Below are 18,200 nucleotides of genomic sequence, written 5' to 3'. Positions count from 1 at the left end.
CGAAGGAACATCAGACCCATCGGAGGAGCCCCCGCTTCCAGGCGTAGACCAGGCCGTCGAGGAGCAGCACGATAAAGACGAGCATCGCGACGAGGCCGAACGTGCCATACCTCTCTGCGGACGCTGCCCAGGGGAAGAGGAACACCGCTTCAACATCAAAGATGACGAAGAGCAGGGCGAACACGTAGTAACGGATCTGGCTCTGAGACCAGCCCATCCCCACCGGGTCGACACCCGATTCGTATGCCATCGACTTGTCGTAGTTGGGCTTGGACGGGCGAATCGCCGCGGCGAGTCCGAGCAGCAACCCGCCAATGGCGAGCGCTGCAATACCAAACCAGACAACGTTGAGGTAATCGCGAAGAAAGAGCGACATGCGGGCCCGAAGATATCAGCCCTTGTGAATCTCTTCCCAACCTCAGGGGAGACTATTCCCGCCGTGTGTCACGTTGGGGTCGGGTGGAACTACCTGGACTCGGCGGCGATGCGCTTCTTGGTGGCGGCCCAACTGCAGATCGGACAGCCAGTCAGATCGTGATATTTGGCGGGGCAGTACTCCCGGCCGAAGTAGATGATCTGCAGGTGCCGTCGATCCCACGTGTCTTCAGGGAACACCGCTTTGAGGTCTCGCTCGGTCTTCTCGACGTTCTTCCCATCGCTCAGGCCCCAACGATCTGCGAGGCGATGAATGTGGGTGTCGACAGGAAACGCTGGAAAACCGAACGCCCCGGCCATCACGACACCAGCGGTCTTGTGCCCGACCCCGGCGAGCCCCTCGAGGAACTCCCAGTCGGCAATGACTTCGCCGCCGGCGTCCACAATCTGGTGCGCCATGGTCGACAGGTTGCGTGCCTTTGTCGGTGCGAGGCCGACCTGTTTGATGAAGCCGAGGATCTCCTCCGGTGACAGACGTGCCATTTCCTCCGGTGTTGATGCTGCGTCGAACAGCGCAGGGGTGACCTCGTTGACCTTCTTGTCAGTCGTCTGCGCGGACAGCGCCACGGCGACGAGCATCGTGTAGGGGTTGCGATGATCAAGCGGCACCGGCGGGTTCGGGTAGAGATCGTCGAGCATCTCGCCAATGCGGTCGGCTTTGTCCTGTCGCTTCATCCCCGTCGAAGCTACTGCCGATTCGCGACCGCACCCAGCGCGAAACGTCTCGTCTGTTGCACCATGGTTACTCCGTCATCACCGTTGCACCGTCGAGGTGAAACCCGTCTGGTGAAACAGATGGGCAACGGCTCAGTGCACGGTGAAGCGGTCCGACAACCGTTGCGCAGCATCGACGACGAGGGCTTCGACGCGGTCCTTGTCACCTTCGGCAGGAAATCTGAAGCTCGGAGCGTTGACAAAGAGGGCGCCTTCAAAATGGCCACTTGCGCCGCGGAACGGGACATCGAGCGCCGTGATGCCGTCACCGAGATCGTCGATCGACCACATGAGACCGTCGTTGACGATCTGATCGAGGTGCGCGCGCAGCGTCGCGACGTCGGTGATCGTGCGCTGGTTGACCCGCTCGAGCGGCTGAGCGAGATAGCGCTGAATCTCGTCGGGCGGTAAGTGGGCGAGCAGCGCCAGACCCGCCGGGACCGAGTGCATGGGCGCGTAGAAACCGGTGCGGTTCTGCACCTGCACGGCGGACTCCTCGTCATCGACGCTGTCAACCCAGTACACGTTTCGACCTGAACGCACCACGAATCCTGCTGATTCTCCGGTTTCCTCGCTCAATTCGATCAAGAACGGGCGGACGACAGCCGCCATATTCGCGTCGTTGTTTGCAGCATCGGCCAGAGCTGCCAGACCGGCACCGAGTTCGTACTCCGAACCCGTTTCGCGTTGTGCGACTGCGCCCTCTGCTTCAAGCGCCGAGAGCAAGCGAGACACCGTTGACTTCGGCAGACCGACCTGCTCAGCAATCTCCGTGACGCCAGCCGGGCCGAGTGAAAGTTCGCGAAGCACCGTGAAGGCTCGCTCGATCGACTGCACACCTGCCATGCACCTTGGATAGCAGCTTTGGAGCCGTCTGCACGCTTTGGTGACGTGCGCAACGTCGCGGCGACCAGGCTTGACGACCGACATCATTGCAGGACGCGACTTGCATCATTAGCCTGCAGAGATCGCTCGTCCCAGAGGGGCCTGGCGTACTGTTTCACCATACGGTACAGTTCCGCATTGCGGAACAACGGCACGAGGCCCCCTCGTTCCGCCCCTCTCTCTGGAGACAACAACATGAGTGACGACATCGACGCCGCCGGCGACTCGAACGGCGACGAAGACATCGATCTTGCGCTGCTGAGTGACGAGGATCTGACTGCCCAGATGCACGACGACCTCTACGACGGCATGAAGGAAGAAATCGCGGAGGGCACGACCATCCTGCTCGACCGCGGTTGGGGGCCCGACCGCGTCCTGAACGACGCACTCGTTGAAGGCATGCGCATCGTCGGCATCGACTTCCGTGACGGCATTCTTTTCGTTCCCGAGGTCCTGCTCGCCGCAAACGCGATGAAGGCGGGCATGGCCATTCTCCGTCCGCTGTTGGCCGAGACGGGCGCTGAGTCCGTCGGCAAGGTCGTCATTGGCACCGTCAAGGGCGACATCCACGACATCGGCAAGAACCTGGTCGCAATGATGCTCGAAGGTGCCGGGTTCGAAGTGATCGATCTTGGCATCAACACCGACGTCGACGAATTCATCGCCGCCCTCGACGAGCACCAACCCGACATCTTGGGCATGTCGGCCTTGCTCACCACCACGATGCCGTACATGAAAGTCGTCATCGACACCCTCACCGAGAAAGGCCGTCGCAACGATCAAATCATCCTCGTCGGTGGCGCTCCACTCAATGAGGAGTTCGGCGAAGCAATTGGCGCGGACGCCTACTGCCGCGACGCAGCGGTGGCCTCCGAGCAGGCCAAGTCCCTGGTGTCGGCGCGACGCGGCAACCCGGAGCCCGCCGGCCCGTCAGTCCACGCCTGAGCCATGACCGCCCCACGGGTGCTCGTCATCGCGTGCGGGGCACTGGCGCGTGAACTGCTCGCAATCACCGAGCTGAACGGCCTGGTCAACGTGACCGTCGAGTGCCTTCCTGCTTCGTTGCACAACCGCCCGAAAGAAATCCCCGAACTCGTCCGCCAACGAATCCACCGGGCCCGCGGCAAGGACGACATGCTGCAAGACGACATGGTGCCAGGCACCAACTCGTCGACCGGCGCGTCGCCGCCCGGCGACAATCAACTCCTCGATGCGGGTACAGAGCCAGCGGCAGGAACGTTCGACCAGATTCTGATCGGGTACGCAGACTGCGGCACCGGCGGATTGTTGGACAAGGTGTGCGCCGAGGAAAACGTGGAGATGCTCGCCGGCGCGCACTGCTACCAATTCTTCGCCACTGCACCCCGGTTCGACGAGCTCCAGGATCATGCGCTCGGCAGCTTCTACCTGACCGACTTCCTCGCCCGGAACTGGGAGCGGTTGATCTGGGACGGCATGGGGATCGCCAAGCACCCCGAGCTGCGCGACATGTACTTCGGCAACTACACCCGGTGCGTGTATCTCGAACAGACCGATGACCCCAAGGCCCGGGCCGCCGCCCATGAGTGCGCTGACCGGCTGGGGCTCGAGCTGCACATCGAGCACACTGGCTACGGCGAACTCGAGTCCACCATGGTGGACTTCACACGGAAAGCAACAGCGTGATGAGCGAAGAACAATCAGCAGGCGACGAACTCGATCAAGGCGCGATGCGTGAGCGCCAGACCGGCAGACGGACGAACCGACGGCGAGGTGGCGGCGGGCCCACGGTCAGCACGATTTACTGGCGCGACATCCCAGCGCAACTCACCGCCCGCGGTGCCGCCGAGCAGAGCAAGGTGCTGCTGCACGCCCGGTTCCAACACGCAATCGATCGTGCCGCTGGCGTTGCCGGGCTGACGTCGACCGACGACTATGTCAAAGAGTGGCGCAACACCGCCGCACCGTTGAGCGAGGGCGACATCAGTGCCAAGCTCGACCAGCTCTGTGCCGACATCGAAGACCAATATCCCAAGGAACGCCTCGAAGCCATCGTCGCCAACGGCGGCCTCGATCCCGACGGCCCGCCTGCCTGACCGACCTGTTCACTCCTCCGCACCCCGCCAGCGACACCTGGTCCCGACCCCAAAGTAACTCGACTCCGAAGTCACTCGAAGAGAATCGACAGCAATATGACCGAGACCATCATCAGCTCCGCAACAAAGGAAGTCGTCATCGGCTTCGATCGTCCGTTCGTCATGATCGGCGAACGCATCAACCCAACCGGTCGCAAGTTGCTTGCAGCGGAGATGAAGGAAGGCAACTTTGAGCGCGTGGCAGCTGACGCACTCGCGCAGGTCGCCGCCGGCGCCCAGATGCTTGACGTCAATGCCGGTATTCCGCTCGCTGACGAACCGGCTCTTCTTGCGCAGGCAATTCAGCTCGTGCAGTCAGTCACCGACGTGCCGCTGTCGATCGACTCCTCGATTGTCGAAGCGCTCGAAGCCGGCTGCGCCGTCTATCAGGGCAAGCCGTTGATCAATTCGGTCACCGGTGAGGACGAACAGATGGAGCGAGTCCTGCCGCTCGTCAAGAAGTACGGCGCTGCTGTCGTCGCAATCTCGAATGACGAGACCGGCATCTCCGAGGATCCCGACGTGCGGTTCGAAGTCGCCAGGAAAATCGTCAACCGTGCCGCCGACTACGGCATCCCGTCATCCGATGTGATCGTCGACCCGTTGGTGATGCCAATCGGTGCCATGGGTCAGGCCGGCCAGCAAGTGTTCAAGCTGCTCCGCCGCTTGCAGACCGAGCTGAAGGTCAACACCACCTGCGGAGCCTCGAACGTGAGCTTCGGATTGCCGGAACGTCATGCGATCACCGGCACCTTCCTCGCGATGGCGATTTCGAACGGGATGACCTCGGCAATCATGAGCCCACTGCACGATGAGGTGAAGAAGGCCGTGAAAGCCGCCGACGTACTCGCCGGTCACGATCAGGACTGCGGCGCTTGGATCGCGACGTATCGCGAGGGTGGCGGCCAAGCGGCTGGCGACGCGGCGGGCGGCGCCCCACGTCGACGCGGCGGGCGACGCGCCCGCGTCGAAGGCTGATCCAGCGGCATGGATGCACGACATCGGGTGGTCTTTGCGCCGTCAGGGCTTTTGGTCACCGTCGATGAGGGCACGACGGTGCTCGATGCGGCACGGCAGGCAGGTGCTGACCTCGACTCCACGTGCGGTGGTCGCGGATTGTGCGGGCGATGCCAAGTCGTCCCAACAGCCGGGTCGTTCTCCAAGTGGCAGATCGAGTCGACCGACAACTCGATCACCGGTTGGGCCTCGACCGAAGAGGAGTACACCGGGCGGCGCCCGATCCTCGACGGTCAGCGTCTCGGCTGCGCAGCGCGGGTGTGCGGTGACGTCGTCGTCGAGATCCCTGCGGCAAGCCAAGTGCACAAGCAGGTCGTCCGCAAGTCGGTCGATCTCGGCAACATCGAAGTCGACCCGCTGGTGCGATTGCACTACATCGAGTTACCGAAGGCGGAGTTGGGAGCCGAGCTCGGCGGGTTGAGCGAACAGATCGGCGCGGCATTGCTCGCCGACTACGACGTCACCATGGCGCGCCTCGACGCGCACGTGCTGCCGTTGATCGCCGATGCTGCCAAGCAGGGCGACAACGCAATCACTGTCGGCGTTCGGCACGGCTGCGATGTGTGCGCCGTGTATCCCGGCTACGTCGATCGCTCCTTCGGCGTCGCCGTTGATGTCGGGTCGACCACTGTCGCCGGCCACCTGGTCGACCTAGCGACCGGCGAGGTGGTCGCGAGTAATGGCGTGATGAATCCACAGATCCGATTTGGCGATGACCTCATGTCGCGGGTCTCGTACGTGATGATGAACCCGGGTGGCGATGTCGAGCTCACCCGTTCGATCCGCGCCGCGCTGAACACCATGGTCGGCGAACTCGTCGACGACGCTGCGACCAGCGTCGACACGCTGCGTCCGATCGATCGGTCGTCGATTCTCGACATGACCCTCGTCGGGAACCCAATCATGCATCACGTCATCCTCGGGATCGACCCCACTCCCCTGGGCCAGGCACCCTTCCTCCTTGCGACCGACAGCGCCGTGACCGTCCGCGCCACTGACCTCGAAATTGATGCGCCGTTCGCGTCGACATACCTTTTGCCATGCATTGCCGGCCACGTCGGTGCCGACACCGCTGGCGCCATCCTGGCTGAGGGTCCTCATCGCTCGGACGCGCTGCAACTCCTCGTCGACGTCGGCACGAATGCCGAGATCGTGTTCGGCAACTCCGAGCACGTGCTCGCTGCCTCCTCCCCCACGGGCCCAGCCTTCGAAGGTGCTCAGATCTCGGCGGGGATGCGCGCAACGGCGGGTGCCATTGAACGCGTGCGCATCGATCGCGACACCCTCGAGCCTCGCGTCAAGGTGATCGGCAGTGACCTGTGGTCCGACGATCCAGCGTTCAGCGCAGAAACTTCCAAACTCGACATCTCAGGAATCTGCGGTTCGGGGATCATCGAGGTGATGGGCGAGCTCTATCTCGCAGGTCTCCTCGATGTCGACGGCACGGTCCGCTCAGACGGGCCGTCGAAGACCGACCGGGTGTTCGCCGATGGCCGGACGTTCTCCTATCGGCTGTTCGGCGACGCCGATGATCCGACGGCGAACATCAACGTCACGCAGGACGACGTCCGTGCGATCCAACTCGCAAAGGCAGCATTGCGCGCCGGCATCGATCTGCTCTGCGAACACGCTGGCAAGACCGACCCGAACGAGATCGGCTCGGTGCGTCTTGCCGGTGCATTCGGGGCGCATATCGACCCGCTGTATGCCAAGGTCCTTGGCCTTGTTCCCGACGTGCCGGTGACTCAGGTCGCCTCGGTCGGAAACGCCGCAGGCGCCGGTGCTGTTCGAGCGCTCGTATCAGCCGCACAACGTGTCGAGATCGAGGCGGCTGTCCGGCGCGTGGAAAAGATCGAGACAGCGACCGAGCCGCGCTTCCAGGAGCTGTTCGTGAATGCAATGGGCTTCCCACACACCACCGAGCCAACTCCGAACCTTGCGAGCGAGACCGCCCTGCCCTCAGCACAACCCAAGCTCGACGCCGTCGGCGGGCGTCAACGCACCGGCCGCCGTCGACGCCCCACCTGACACTCCCACTCCCACTCCCACTCCCACTCCCACTCCCACTCCCAAAAATGTCGGAGGAGCGTCGCACAGCGACGCTTATGCAGCATTTTTCGGGAGTTGTGCTCCGGTCGACGGGGGGATGAGTGTTCTGTATGCTGGAACAGTTCCGCATGGTGGGACGTCGAGCGGTAGTGCGTCGTGATGGGGGTCCTGGTGAGTGAAGAACGTCGAGGACGCAGGTCCGGTGGTCGCGCCGGGCGAGCGGCGAGTCGAGCCACGTCGGCAACGCCGACTCCGCCCTACCTGCAACGACAGATCCGTCCGTACGAGTTGGTCACCGACGAACACCTCGAGCTGATCGAATACAACGCTGAGACGATCCTCGAACAGGTCGGCATCGAGTTCCGGAACTATCCACGCGCGCTCGAGATGTGGCGCGATGCAGGTGCCGAGATCGACGGCGAACGTGTCCGGTTCCCTCGCGGGCTGTGTCGCACACTCGTTCAGGCGACTGCGCCGCGGCAGTACACGCAGCATGCTCGCAACCCTGCACGTAACGTCGAAATCGGCGGACCCAATACGGTGTTTGCGCCGAACTACGGCTCACCGTTCGTTTACGACCAGGACCAAGGCCGCCGTTACGCGACGATCAACGACTTCGAGAACATCGTCAAGCTCACCTACTCGTCGCCTCACCTGCATCATTCGGGCGGCACGGTGTGCGAGCCCGTCGACGTTCCCGTCAACAAGCGGCATCTCGACATGGTGTACGCCCACCTGAAATACAGCGACAAGGCGTTCATGGGTTCGGTCACCGCCGGCGAGCGGGCAGCCGACTCGATCGAACTCGCCCGGATCGGGTTCGGTGGAGATCTGGCCGACCGCACCGTGATGTCATCGCTGATCAACGCCTCGTCCCCACTGGTGTGGGACGACACGATGTTGGCCGCTGCGGAAACCTATGCAGCGGCGAATCAGGCGTGCATCATCTCTCCGTTCATCCTTTCCGGAGCTATGGCCCCGACTACAGCGGCGGCCGTCGCCGCACAGACGCTCGCTGAAGCGCTTGCCGGAATGGCGTTCTGCCAGCTCGTGCGCCCAGGTGCCCCCGTCATCTTCGGATCGTTCGCGTCGTCGATGTCCATGGCGACTGGCGCACCGACGTTCGGCACGCCCGAACCCGCCATCGTCCTGTACACCGTCTCGGCCCTCGCTCGACGCCTCGGCGTCCCATTCCGCTCGGGCGGCTCGCTCACAGCATCGAAGCTGCCCGATGCACAGGCGGCGTACGAGTCTGCGTCAACGATCATCCCGACCGTCATGGCGGGTGTGAACTTCGTGCTGCACGCGGCGGGTTGGATGGAGGGCGGCCTCGCCGTCGGGTACGAGAAATTCATGATGGATGCTGATCAGCTCGGCATGATGATGAAGTTCGGCCAGGGCCTCGACATGAGCGAGAACGGCCAGGGCGTCGATGCGTTCCTCGAGCACACGCCGGGCGAGCACTTCCTCGGCACGGGCCACACGTTCGCCAACTTCGAGACTGCGTTCTATCGCTCGACACTGGCCGACAACTCCAGCTACGAGCAGTGGATGGAAGACGGTTCGACCACCACCGCTGACCGAGCGAACGCAGCATGGAAGGCGTCACTCGCCAGCTACGAACCGCCGCCGATCGACGATGCCATCGACGCAGAGCTGCAGGACTACATCGGGCGCCGCAAGGCTGAGATGCCCGACGAAATCGGCTGAGCGATTGGCGTGGCCACCCTCCACGCACCCCGGGCCAAGATGCCGGGCCAATATGTCCTGAGCTCCAGCTCGATCCGTGCGACGGCGCTCAGATCAACGACACTGCTCCCATGGAGCCATCTGCCACCAACGGGTCTGCAACCGTCGACGTCAACGCATCGGCCGCCGACGTCTACACCTTTCTCACCGATCTCGAACGCCTGCCGACACTCAGTCCGGAGAACGAACGGTGCGAGTTCCTGGACGACGCGGCAGCGATCGCTGTCGGGACGCGTTTCCGCGGGCACAACCGAGCGAAGGACTACACCTGGCACGCGGACTGCGAAGTCACTGTCGCTGATCCGGGAAGCGGGTTTGCCTATGAGGTACCACCCGCATTCGAACATGCCACGACATGGAGCTACACCATCGAGCCCACCGGGCCGTCGTCCTGTCGCGTGACCGAGTCCTTCGATGCTCCAATGCTCGCGCTGCCCGACGTGTACCCCGGCAAGATCGAAGGGCGTCGCGACAACCTCGAGAGGGGTTGTCAGATCACGATGCAGAATCTGCAGTCAGCGTTCGCCGACTGACACAGGGCGTGGGCTCGGCACGTTCCCGGCAGGTTGACGCGTCGCCAAGACGAGGCAACCCAGACCGAGTACGCCGTACACCAGCGCACCCAACAACATCGGGGTGACGGTCGCATCGATCTGCGCATCGACGATCGCCGCCAGACCGGCGCCGACACCGAGCTGAGCGACACCAAGAATTGCCGAAGCTGTCCCCGCCTTGTCCGCCATCGGTTCGAGCGCGAGGGACGCGCTCATCGGCCCCATGATCATCGACATCGCGTTGGCCAAGAATGCCCAGCCGAACCACCACCAAATCGACGGCACACCGTCGGCAGCCAACGTTCCGGCGAGGCCAACGGCTGCGAGGGCGACGAATGCCGTCGCCGCCAGCACCACCATCCGGGCGGCGCCAAATCGTTCGATGAGTGGACGGTTGAAGAGCAGTGCCAGTGCCATGCCGATTCCCGACGCGCCGAAGAAGAGCGTGAACTGCGAGGAGCGGTCGTAGATCTCGTCGATGACTGGTTGGGCACTGCCGAGCCACACGAAGAACGCGCCGCCGAAGAATGCTTGAGCGATCAGTATCCACCGAGTGACCGGCGTGGCCGCGACCGCTCGGAGAGCGTCGAGCAGCGGAGCGAGCTGAAGCGTGCGGCGATTGGCCGGATCGAGGGTCTCGCCGAATCGAACGGTCCACACCCCGGTCACGGCAGCGAGCACCAGCGCGGCAGCGAACACCGCGCGCCAGTCCCCAACCGTCAAGATCGCTTCGCCGATGAACGGCACGATGATCGGGCCGAGCAAGAACACCGCGCTAAAGGTGCTGACCACCCGAGCCATCTGATCGCCTGCGTACAGGTCACGGGCGATGGCGAACCTCAACACTGTCGGCGCGGAGGCGCCCAGACCCCAGACGAACCGAGCCACCAGGAGGACGGCAAGGTTTGGCGCAATCGTCGAGGCCAGCGCGCCGACCGCATAGATCCCGATACCGGCGAGGAGGACGGGGCGACGGCCGAAGCGGTCGGCGAGCACGCCATAGACCAGCTGTCCGAGCGCCATCCCAACGAAGTACACGGTTCCGGTGATCGCCGGACTGAGGCCGCGATCGTCGAGGTCGAAGGCGACTCTGAGTTCGTCGAAGGCCGGGAGCGCTCCATCGATACCAAAGGCCATCAAGATGCCGATGAAGGCGAGGAATGCGACAACTGAGCGCTCCGAACGCGCTCGCTGCACTGGGCCCACCTCGCTCACCGCGGCACGATACCGACCAGCGTTCCCTCACGCTCATCCGGCCGCCCTGGGCTCTCGGCGCGACGGAACGCGCCAAAGCGACCCGGACGCGACACGACCAGTACGGTGGCGAGATGACGACGAACGACATCGTGATGCTGGAAGGTGGTCCGCTCGTTGACGCAGCTGGCCTCGAAGATGCGCTGGGCTGGACGCTCAAGCCCGAAGGTCTGTGCAAGGACGACGCCTGCGTGATCGTCAACGATCGCGATGCCTTGTTCGATGGCGACCGCATCGACGTCACCGCGGTTGCATCACTCCTCGATCGCCCGGCAACTACCGACACCGAGTCAGGCCTGGTGGCCATTGGCGCACCTCGCGAACAGCGTCGCGCTGCAGTGAACGACATGAAGGCGCCGGACTTCGTGCTGCCCGATATCGATGGGTTGCCGATGAACTTCTCCGACCACCGCAGCAAGAAGCGGTTGCTCGTCGCATTTTCGTCGTGGTGAGGTTGCCTCCTCGATCTGCCAGGTTGGCAGGCACTCCAAGAAGAACTCGCTGATCACAACTTCCAAGTGATCGCTGTCGCCATCGACGAAGACGTCGAGGCGGTCCGCGCCGGGTGTGACGGGATCACCTATCCGGTTCTCATCGACGCCGAGCACATCGTTGCCGAGCTCTACGCGATCTCGAACGTGCCGACCGTGCTGATGATCGACGAAGACGACAACATCGTTCAGCCCAACTGGAGCGCCTACGCGAGCGACACGTTCCGCGAGCTCACGGGCATCGACTCCGAGAAGCAGAAGGACCACATTCGGGCCTGGGCCAAGGACGGCACACTGCGAATGTCCCCGGATGAGGCCAAGGGAGTCGTCGGCGACCTCAGCGCTGAAGAGGAAGAGGCTCGCCTCGTCTTCCGCATCGCTGCAAAGCTCCGCCGCGACGGTGACACCGATGGGGCCGAACGCAACTTCGAGCGAGCGAATGCGCTCGCGCCGAACGACTGGACCGTGCGCCGTGCCTCGCAGCCCTTACGTGGGATCAATCCATTCGGTGATGCATTCATGGAGATCTACACCGAGTTCAACGAAGCCGGTCGCCCGTACCACGGCGTCACCGGCCACTGACCTCACGCGTACGGTTCCGGGTACGGTTGCCGAATGGCTGAGACGTTTCATCTGGGGCTTGACACCGCCGACCTGCGAGGTGCCACGCTGTCGATTCTCCCGGGCGATCCCGAGCGCGTCGCACGCATCGCATCGCTCCTCGACGAGCCCGTTGCGCTTGCAGCACATCGAGAATTCACGTCGTGGCTCGGCTTCCTCGGCGGCACACCCGTCGTGGTCTGCTCAACCGGCGTCGGTGGACCGTCGACGTCGATTGCGGTCGAGGAACTGGCCCAACTCGGCGTGCGCACGTTCCTCCGAGTCGGCACGACCGGCGCGATCCAACCCGACGCGAATCCTGGCGACATCATCGTCACCACGGGCGCTGTTCGCCTCGACGGTGCGAGCCTGCATTTCGCGCCAATGGAGTTCCCCGCTGTCGCCGACTTCGAGTGCACCACTGCACTGGTCGACGCAGCTCGCGCCTCTGGCGCAAACGTGCACGTCGGCATCACCGCGTCAAGCGACACCTTCTATCCGGGCCAGGAGCGGTACGACACGACATCGGGGCGCGTGGTCGAACGATTCCGCGGCTCACTCGACGAATGGCAGTCGATGGGGGTCCTCAACTATGAGATGGAGTCCGCGACGCTGTTCACGATGTGCGCGTCGTCAGGCTGGCGGGCCGGCTGCGCTGCCGGAGTGCTCGTCAATCGCACTCAGCAGGAGACCCCTGACGCCGCGGTGATCGCAGCAGCCGAGTCCGGCGTCGTCGAGGTCGTTGTTGAGGCAGCACGCCAATTGCTCTGACCGCTCAGGATCCTGGCGACGGCTGACGTCAGGTGTGTTCGTTGGCGGCGATAAAGGCGCGGTAGACGTCGAGCAGGGACTGCTTCTGAGCGTCTGTCAACGATTCATCGGTGGCGATCGCTGACTCCGTGGTGACCACGTCGGCGCCCTCGGCACGTTCTCGGCCGAGGAAGTTCAGCAGCTTCTCAGCGGGAACATTGAGCGCCGATGACAATCCATTGACCACGCGAACCGATGGCTCGTGCAGCCCTCGCTCGAGCTGGCTGAGGTAGGCGTCAGAGAGATCGGCCAGCTTGGCGAGCTCACGCTGGCTCAGTTCAGCGAGTCGGCGCTGACTACGAATGAAGTCGCCAAGCGCTCCGACACCGAGCGGATTGCTGTCGTTTGAGCTGGTTGACATCAGCGTCATCCTCTCACTTCTTGGCGGAAACAAACAGAGGGACGACAACGTGCCTGGCACGTTGTCGTCCCTCTGTTGGAGTCTTCAACGGCGGCACCTTCCCGATGGGGGGAAGGGAAGGTGCCTGCCGCACGAGCTCACTTCTTGGCGACAGCCTTGCGGGCCGGAGCCTTCTTGGTCGCCGGAGCCTTCTTGGCGGCTGGCTTCTTCGCTGCAGCTGTCTTGGTGGCCGTCGCAGCGGGCTTGACGACCGGCTTGTCGGCGGGGAGCATCGCAACGACTCGCTCGCTGAAGTCACGATTCATGTCGGCCATGCGCTCGACAACGTCGATGTACCGCTTGCCAGCGTCGGCTGCGGTCGGCACGTCGAAGCGGTCCATTTTCGGCATGTCGAACGGAAGCTCGATGGTCGGAGTTTGGTCGGCGATGCGATCGTTGATCTGATCGAATGTCTTGACGGCGAAGTCGACGGCTTTGCGGTTGGTGTCGACAATGGCGTCGAGGATGCGATCGTTGGTCTCGGTGTAGGTCTTGGTGGCAGTGGTGACCTGCTCGGTGACCTGGTCGTTGATCTTCTCGGCGATGGTGTTGATCTGGTTGCGCATCGGATGCTCCTCTGGCGGATGTGGGGGGATTGGATGGTTGTTCAACAGGCTGGGCGGTTGATTGACTCACTGCTTGATCCGTTGTTGTACTGCGTACTTTATCACGCATAGCGAGAAATGCAAGAGGATTGCAAGAAATACTTTGCAACACCATTCACTAACGTGGCACCTGATGCATCACCTCACCATTCTCGACGGCGGCATGGGCAAGGAACTTCGTCGCATCGGTGCGCCGTTCCGACAACCGGAGTGGTCGGCGCTGGCGCTCATGGACGCACCAGAATTCGTCTTCCAAGCACACACCAACTTCATCGAGGCGGGCGCTCAGACCATCATCACGAACAACTACGCCGTCGTGCCGTATCACCTCGGCGATGACGTCATTGCCGATCGAGGCGCTGCGCTGACTTGCGCATCTGGAGAACTCGCCCGCCAAGCAGCCGACGCTGCCGCGCACCCGGTGAGCGTCGCCGGCTCGTTGCCACCATTATTTGGCTCGTACGAACCAGAACACTTCGACGCGGTTCGAGCGCCAGCGTTGTACTCGATGATCGTTGCCTCGTTGGCACCGTTCGTCGATCTCTGGGTCGCCGAGACACTCAGCCTCGTGTCCGAACTCGACGTGATCGCCGAGGCGGTGCGACAGCACGGTGCCGGGCAGCGTCTCTGGGCAGCGTTCGCCCTTCCCGATCATTACAGCGGCGACGACAAGCACGGCGCCCACATCGCGCTGCGTTCGGGCGACACGATCGATGACATCGTGGCCGCCGTCGGCCGACATCGCGACGTTGTCGACGCAGTGCTGTTCAACTGTTCACTCCCTGAGCAGATCGGCCCCGCCTTGATGGAGTTGACCGCCAAGCTTGCTGACGCAGGGCTCGACGTCCGGACCGGCGCGTACGCAAACGCGTTCCCCGACGCCCACGCCGAGGACTACGCCGCCAACAGCGTCATCTACGAACGACGCGATGACCTCACCGCTGAGGCGTACGGGGACATCGTCGACGAATGGGTGGCCGGTGGCGCAACGATCATCGGGGGCTGCTGCGACATGTACCCCGAACACATCGCCGAACTCGCCCGCCGTCACGCCTCAGCGACGGCGGAAGGATCAGCAACGTCCGATTAGAAGGTGGCGACGACCTTGCCGTGCGTTTTGCGATCGGCGAGATCTTGCAACGCTTGGCTCGCCTGGTCGAACGCGTACGGCGGGTAGAGCGGTGGGTCAATCGTGCCGGCCGCGGCCATGTCGAGCAGCGTGTGCATCTGCTCGCCCAACGAATCGGGGAACCGCGGCAACGAGGCACCCCAATGCACGCCGACGACCGAATAGCTCTTCAACAGCGCATGGTTGGTCTTGTACTCAGGGATCCCGGCAACGAAGCCGATCACCAACAGGCGACCGTCCCAGCCCATGCATCGCCGCACCTGATGGAACGTGTCGCCGCCCACCGGGTCGTAGGCGACGTCAACGCCGCCACCACTGGCCTCGCGCACGGCATCGACCCAGTCGGGTGTTTCCTGGTGATCGATCACGACGTCGGCGCCGACATCGCGCAGCACACCGACCTTCGTGGCGCCACCGGCGACGGCGATGGTGGTCGCCCCCATCGCCTTGGAGAGCTGAATGGCCGCCGTACCGGTACCGCCCGCAGCACCCGTGATCAGCACGGACTCACCGGGCTGCAACTTGGCGCGCTCGCGAAGCGCGTAGAGCGTGGTGCAGTAGTTGATCGGGATCGCTGCGGCTGTTTCAGCCGGCACTCCATCCGGAACAACGAAGACTGCATCCGCGGCGTGGACGACCTGCTCGGCGAGCCCACCGTTACTCCCGAGATAGACGACCCGCTGGCCAACCTCGATTCCGGTCACGCCATCGCCAAGCGCCGCGACGGTTCCGCACGATTCACCGCCCGGAGTGAACCCGGGGTACGACTTCACCTGATACATCCCCCGGCACGACAACACGTCGGGAAACGCGAGGCCGACTGCTTCCTGTTGAATCAACACCTCTCCGGGGCCCGGAACGGGTGCGTCTTCATCGACCAGTTCGAGCTGTTCGAGAGGGTCGCCGTGCTGCTTGAGTCGCCAGATCTTCATCTCCGCACCGTATGCGATCCGCGTGGCTCAAATGCAGGCCGACGGTTCCCGCCCTCGTGACGACAAGCGGGAGCGTTGCTGACCCGATGAGCGCGCTGGCCCACGAAGACCACCGGCGCCGTGCTCGATCAGTAGCTGGCGCCGAGGCCCGCCCGCGCATCGGTTTGAATGCCATACGGAGGAATCGGATATCGCAAACCGTTTCGCGACAGGGCCTCCATGCCGTCGATGGCCTGTACCAACTGTTCCCCGGTCAGCGCCATCAACATCTCGTCGTCCTGCACACCGCCGTATCGGCGCTCGGCGTAGCACGGGATGGAAAGACTCGGCTCGCCTGTCGACAGTGCCCGGCCCCACGAGTCGGCGCACGACGACTCGCCGACGCAGCCCCACTCGAGCTTTTTGTATCCCGACCACTGCAGTCCGTTGATCAGCAAGATCATCTGTCCTGGCGTCGCGTAGACCATGCAAATGTCGGGCGGGTCGAGGCGCCCAGTACTCAGCGGTGACACCGCCATGGCCTGGTATCGGCCGACGGGCACGATCGTCATCGCGGCCTGATGGGCAGCTGAGTCTTCGATGGTTTCGAACCAGACGCCGGCCATGTGCTTGCCGGAGTACCACTCGTCATCCTGCGCGCCGAGGCCAAGCACCGCTTGGCACTGCGCGCCGACGAGATCGGCACCAGTGATACCCACGGTCCAGTTGAGGCGCGACGCCATCGACACGATCTGGTCTGCTGTGTGCACGTCCTTCGGTCGCCGAATCTTCGGCACTGCCTCCATCTCCTCGACGGTCTCGAACATTTTCATGCCAATGGGCGTGGTCCGAATTCGGAGCACCTTGTCGAGTCGGGCCAACGTCGACGCCCAGTCGATGTCGCCGGGTGCGCCCATGCGGATGTGCACCTGCTGCTCGTTCTCGCCTGCGGTCGTGTCGGTCATGCGGATGTCTCCAATTGGTCAATCGTGCTGGTCAATCGTGTGCACGATTCGGTCGATCGTGTCATCGAGTATCTGTTCCGACGTGGCGAAGTTGAGTCGAGCGACGCCCACTCCCCCGGTGCCGAACTTCGGGCCGTTGGACAGTGCGACCCCAGCGTGTTCGAGCAAGTACTCCGCCGGATCATCACCCAACCCGCCACCTGCAGCACCAGCAGCCACATCAGTGAAGTCGAGCCAGGCGAGATAGGTCGCCTCTGGTGCGCGGTAGCCGATCGTCGGGGCGTCAGCAGCGAGACGCCGCGTGAGCTGATCGCGGCGAGCGGTGATCGTCCGTTGTACGGCGCGCATCCAGTCGTCGCAGTCGGTCCACGCCGTCAGCGTGCCGGTGATGCCGAGCGAGCTGGGCGAGCCCTGTTGATGACTGGCCATCGCGGCGAGTGCGGAGAGCAGGGGCTCATGATCGATGTGCGCCACGGCGGTGCGTAGGCCTGCGATGTTGAACGTCTTGCTGGCCGACCCGAGCGTGACGAGCCGACCAGCGAATCGCTCGTCGCAGATCGCGAGCGGGCGATGCACCGCGCCGGGGTGCAACAACTCGCCCCAGATCTCGTCGGTAATCACGAGCAGGTTGTGACGTTCGGCGACATCGGCGACCGCCGCGATCTCGGCCGCATCGAAAACGCGTCCGGTCGGGTTATGAGGGTTGCAGAAGAGGATCACCTTGGTCGTGGCGTCGATCGCGCTCTCGAGTCGTGCGGGGTCAAGACGCCATCCATCGGGATCAAGGGGGCAGTCGACGCGCCGTCGGCCGCTGTCGGCGATGGCGTCGAGAAACGGGTAGTAGATCGGCGTGAAGACGACAATGCCGTCGCCCCGTTCAGTCGTGTTCCAGAGAGCGACCTCGAGGGCGTGCAGCGCGCTGGTGAACGGCCGAATCTGACGCTCGTCCGGGCGCCACCCATGCTGGCGTTCTTGCCAGTCGGCGTATGCGGGAGCCAGCTCAGCCGAGAACGGCCCGTAGCCCAAATCGCCGCGATCGACGTGGCCCCGAATGGCGTCCAGGACGGGCTGTGGCGGGTCAAAGTCCATGTCTGCCACGAATGACGGAATGACGTCGACACCATGCTTGGTCCACTTGATACCGACCCGCGCTCGCGCTCGCTCCTCGCTGACTGTCAGCAGACCGTCCGCAGATGCGCCCATTTCCGAACGCTAGCTCTCCGCGTTCGACGGTCGATCAGCGTGGCCGTCGGCGCCGTGGCGTCGGGCAGTCCCGGGTGTTGCATCGGAGCGATCGGTACGGTGACGCCGTGACCCCCAAGCTGATCGCGCTCGACCTCGACGGCACCCTGCTCACATCCCGAGGCGACGTTTCGGAACGCAACGTTGCCGCCGTCCAGGCCGTCGCAGATGCCGGTCATCACGTTGTGATTGCCACGGGTCGGCCGCTCCACCTTGTCGCCGACCTCGGTGGCCAACTCGGCACCTCGGTCTCACATGTCGTCGGCACGAACGGGT

General features: G+C 63.7%; 21 protein-coding genes. 12 read left to right on the top strand and 9 right to left on the bottom strand.

Annotation, left to right across the window (positions count from 1 at the left end; genetic code table 11):
• Nucleotides 1-10: 10 nt before the first annotated feature.
• From ACH2DW_RS02775 to ACH2DW_RS02765, 3 genes are all read right to left on the bottom strand, one after another.
• On the bottom strand, nt 11-376 hold the full coding sequence (locus ACH2DW_RS02775) for an NADH-quinone oxidoreductase subunit A (protein ID WP_394928188.1): 366 nt from the start codon (nt 374-376) through the stop codon (nt 11-13).
• An 89-nt stretch (nt 377-465) separates the two neighbouring features.
• Nucleotides 466-1,110: an endonuclease III domain-containing protein gene (gene nth / locus ACH2DW_RS02770; protein ID WP_394928187.1), complete on the bottom strand. Its 645-nt coding sequence runs from the start codon at nt 1,108-1,110 to the stop codon at nt 466-468.
• 132 nt (nt 1,111-1,242) lie between these two features.
• Nucleotides 1,243-1,995, bottom strand: coding sequence for an IclR family transcriptional regulator (locus ACH2DW_RS02765; protein WP_394928186.1), 753 nt, complete (start codon nt 1,993-1,995; stop codon nt 1,243-1,245).
• A 234-nt stretch (nt 1,996-2,229) separates the two neighbouring features.
• Between ACH2DW_RS02765 and ACH2DW_RS02760 the strand changes: the two genes are divergently transcribed.
• The 7 genes from ACH2DW_RS02760 (at nt 2,230) to ACH2DW_RS02730 (ending at nt 9,496) form a co-directional block, all read left to right on the top strand.
• Nucleotides 2,230-2,979 carry a corrinoid protein gene (locus ACH2DW_RS02760; protein WP_394928185.1) on the top strand — a complete coding sequence of 250 codons (750 nt, stop codon included), beginning with the start codon at nt 2,230-2,232 and terminating at the stop codon, nt 2,977-2,979.
• Nucleotides 2,980-2,982: 3 nt separating this feature from the next.
• On the top strand, nt 2,983-3,699 hold the full coding sequence (locus ACH2DW_RS02755) for a DUF1638 domain-containing protein (protein ID WP_394928184.1): 717 nt from the start codon (nt 2,983-2,985) through the stop codon (nt 3,697-3,699).
• On the top strand, nt 3,699-4,109 hold the full coding sequence (locus ACH2DW_RS02750; RefSeq protein WP_394928183.1) for a virulence factor: 411 nt from the start codon (nt 3,699-3,701) through the stop codon (nt 4,107-4,109). The genes ACH2DW_RS02755 and ACH2DW_RS02750 overlap by 1 nt, the downstream gene beginning before the upstream one ends.
• Before the next feature lie 96 nt (nt 4,110-4,205).
• Nucleotides 4,206-5,126 carry a dihydropteroate synthase gene (locus tag ACH2DW_RS02745; protein WP_394928182.1) on the top strand — a complete coding sequence of 307 codons (921 nt, stop codon included), beginning with the start codon at nt 4,206-4,208 and terminating at the stop codon, nt 5,124-5,126.
• A gap of 9 nt (nt 5,127-5,135) precedes the next feature.
• Nucleotides 5,136-7,193 carry an ASKHA domain-containing protein gene (locus ACH2DW_RS02740; protein ID WP_394928181.1) on the top strand — a complete coding sequence of 686 codons (2,058 nt, stop codon included), beginning with the start codon at nt 5,136-5,138 and terminating at the stop codon, nt 7,191-7,193.
• A 180-nt stretch (nt 7,194-7,373) separates the two neighbouring features.
• Nucleotides 7,374-8,924, top strand: coding sequence for a trimethylamine methyltransferase family protein (locus ACH2DW_RS02735; RefSeq protein WP_394928180.1), 1,551 nt, complete (start codon nt 7,374-7,376; stop codon nt 8,922-8,924).
• 110 nt (nt 8,925-9,034) lie between these two features.
• The gene (locus ACH2DW_RS02730; protein ID WP_394928179.1) at nt 9,035-9,496 is read left to right on the top strand and encodes an SRPBCC family protein; all 462 of its coding nucleotides are present in this window, start codon (nt 9,035-9,037) and stop codon (nt 9,494-9,496) included.
• On the opposite strand, the gene ACH2DW_RS02725 is transcribed toward ACH2DW_RS02730, so the two are convergent.
• Entirely contained in the window at nt 9,479-10,732 is a 1,254-nt protein-coding gene (locus ACH2DW_RS02725) for an MFS transporter (protein ID WP_394928178.1), read from the bottom strand. The genes ACH2DW_RS02730 and ACH2DW_RS02725 overlap by 18 nt on opposite strands.
• Nucleotides 10,733-10,845: 113 nt before the next feature.
• Here ACH2DW_RS02725 and ACH2DW_RS02720 point away from each other — a divergent pair, with 113 nt between their 5' ends.
• From ACH2DW_RS02720 to udp, 3 genes are read left to right on the top strand one after another with little or no spacing between them, the layout of a single operon-like run.
• The gene (locus tag ACH2DW_RS02720) at nt 10,846-11,223 is read left to right on the top strand and encodes a hypothetical protein (RefSeq protein WP_394928177.1); all 378 of its coding nucleotides are present in this window, start codon (nt 10,846-10,848) and stop codon (nt 11,221-11,223) included.
• Between the two features lie 15 nt (nt 11,224-11,238).
• Nucleotides 11,239-11,844 (top strand): TlpA family protein disulfide reductase, encoded by a 606-nt coding sequence (locus ACH2DW_RS02715; RefSeq protein ID WP_394928273.1) that lies wholly within the window; start codon nt 11,239-11,241, stop codon nt 11,842-11,844.
• Between the two features lie 33 nt (nt 11,845-11,877).
• Nucleotides 11,878-12,633 carry a uridine phosphorylase gene (gene udp, locus ACH2DW_RS02710; protein WP_394928176.1) on the top strand — a complete coding sequence of 252 codons (756 nt, stop codon included), beginning with the start codon at nt 11,878-11,880 and terminating at the stop codon, nt 12,631-12,633.
• A 28-nt stretch (nt 12,634-12,661) separates the two neighbouring features.
• On the opposite strand, the gene ACH2DW_RS02705 is transcribed toward udp, so the two are convergent.
• Nucleotides 12,662-13,033, bottom strand: coding sequence for a helix-turn-helix domain-containing protein (locus tag ACH2DW_RS02705; protein WP_394928175.1), 372 nt, complete (start codon nt 13,031-13,033; stop codon nt 12,662-12,664).
• A gap of 137 nt (nt 13,034-13,170) precedes the next feature.
• Complete coding sequence (locus ACH2DW_RS02700) at nt 13,171-13,638, bottom strand: hypothetical protein (protein ID WP_394928174.1); 468 nt, start codon at nt 13,636-13,638, stop codon at nt 13,171-13,173.
• 172 nt (nt 13,639-13,810) lie between these two features.
• On the opposite strand from ACH2DW_RS02700, the gene ACH2DW_RS02695 reads away from it, so the two are divergent.
• Nucleotides 13,811-14,767: a homocysteine S-methyltransferase family protein gene (locus ACH2DW_RS02695; protein ID WP_394928173.1), complete on the top strand. Its 957-nt coding sequence runs from the start codon at nt 13,811-13,813 to the stop codon at nt 14,765-14,767.
• On the opposite strand, the gene ACH2DW_RS02690 is transcribed toward ACH2DW_RS02695, so the two are convergent.
• From ACH2DW_RS02690 to ACH2DW_RS02680, 3 genes are all read right to left on the bottom strand, one after another.
• The gene (locus ACH2DW_RS02690; protein ID WP_394928172.1) at nt 14,764-15,738 is read right to left on the bottom strand and encodes an NADPH:quinone oxidoreductase family protein; all 975 of its coding nucleotides are present in this window, start codon (nt 15,736-15,738) and stop codon (nt 14,764-14,766) included. The genes ACH2DW_RS02695 and ACH2DW_RS02690 overlap by 4 nt on opposite strands.
• 128 nt (nt 15,739-15,866) lie before the next feature.
• Nucleotides 15,867-16,640: a DUF169 domain-containing protein gene (locus tag ACH2DW_RS02685; RefSeq protein ID WP_394928272.1), complete on the bottom strand. Its 774-nt coding sequence runs from the start codon at nt 16,638-16,640 to the stop codon at nt 15,867-15,869.
• Nucleotides 16,641-16,700: 60 nt separating this feature from the next.
• Nucleotides 16,701-17,885 (bottom strand): MalY/PatB family protein, encoded by a 1,185-nt coding sequence (locus ACH2DW_RS02680; protein WP_394928171.1) that lies wholly within the window; start codon nt 17,883-17,885, stop codon nt 16,701-16,703.
• Nucleotides 17,886-17,992: 107 nt separating this feature from the next.
• Between ACH2DW_RS02680 and ACH2DW_RS02675 the strand changes: the two genes are divergently transcribed.
• Nucleotides 17,993-18,200, top strand: a 208-nt coding sequence (locus ACH2DW_RS02675; RefSeq protein ID WP_394928170.1) for an HAD family hydrolase, incomplete at its 3' end; no start/stop codon positions are given.

Origin of the sequence: uncultured Ilumatobacter sp. (assembly GCF_963980585.1) — a bacterium.
GTDB lineage: Bacteria > Actinomycetota > Acidimicrobiia > Acidimicrobiales > Ilumatobacteraceae > Ilumatobacter_A.
This window is presented reverse-complemented; position numbering and strand designations above follow the sequence as displayed.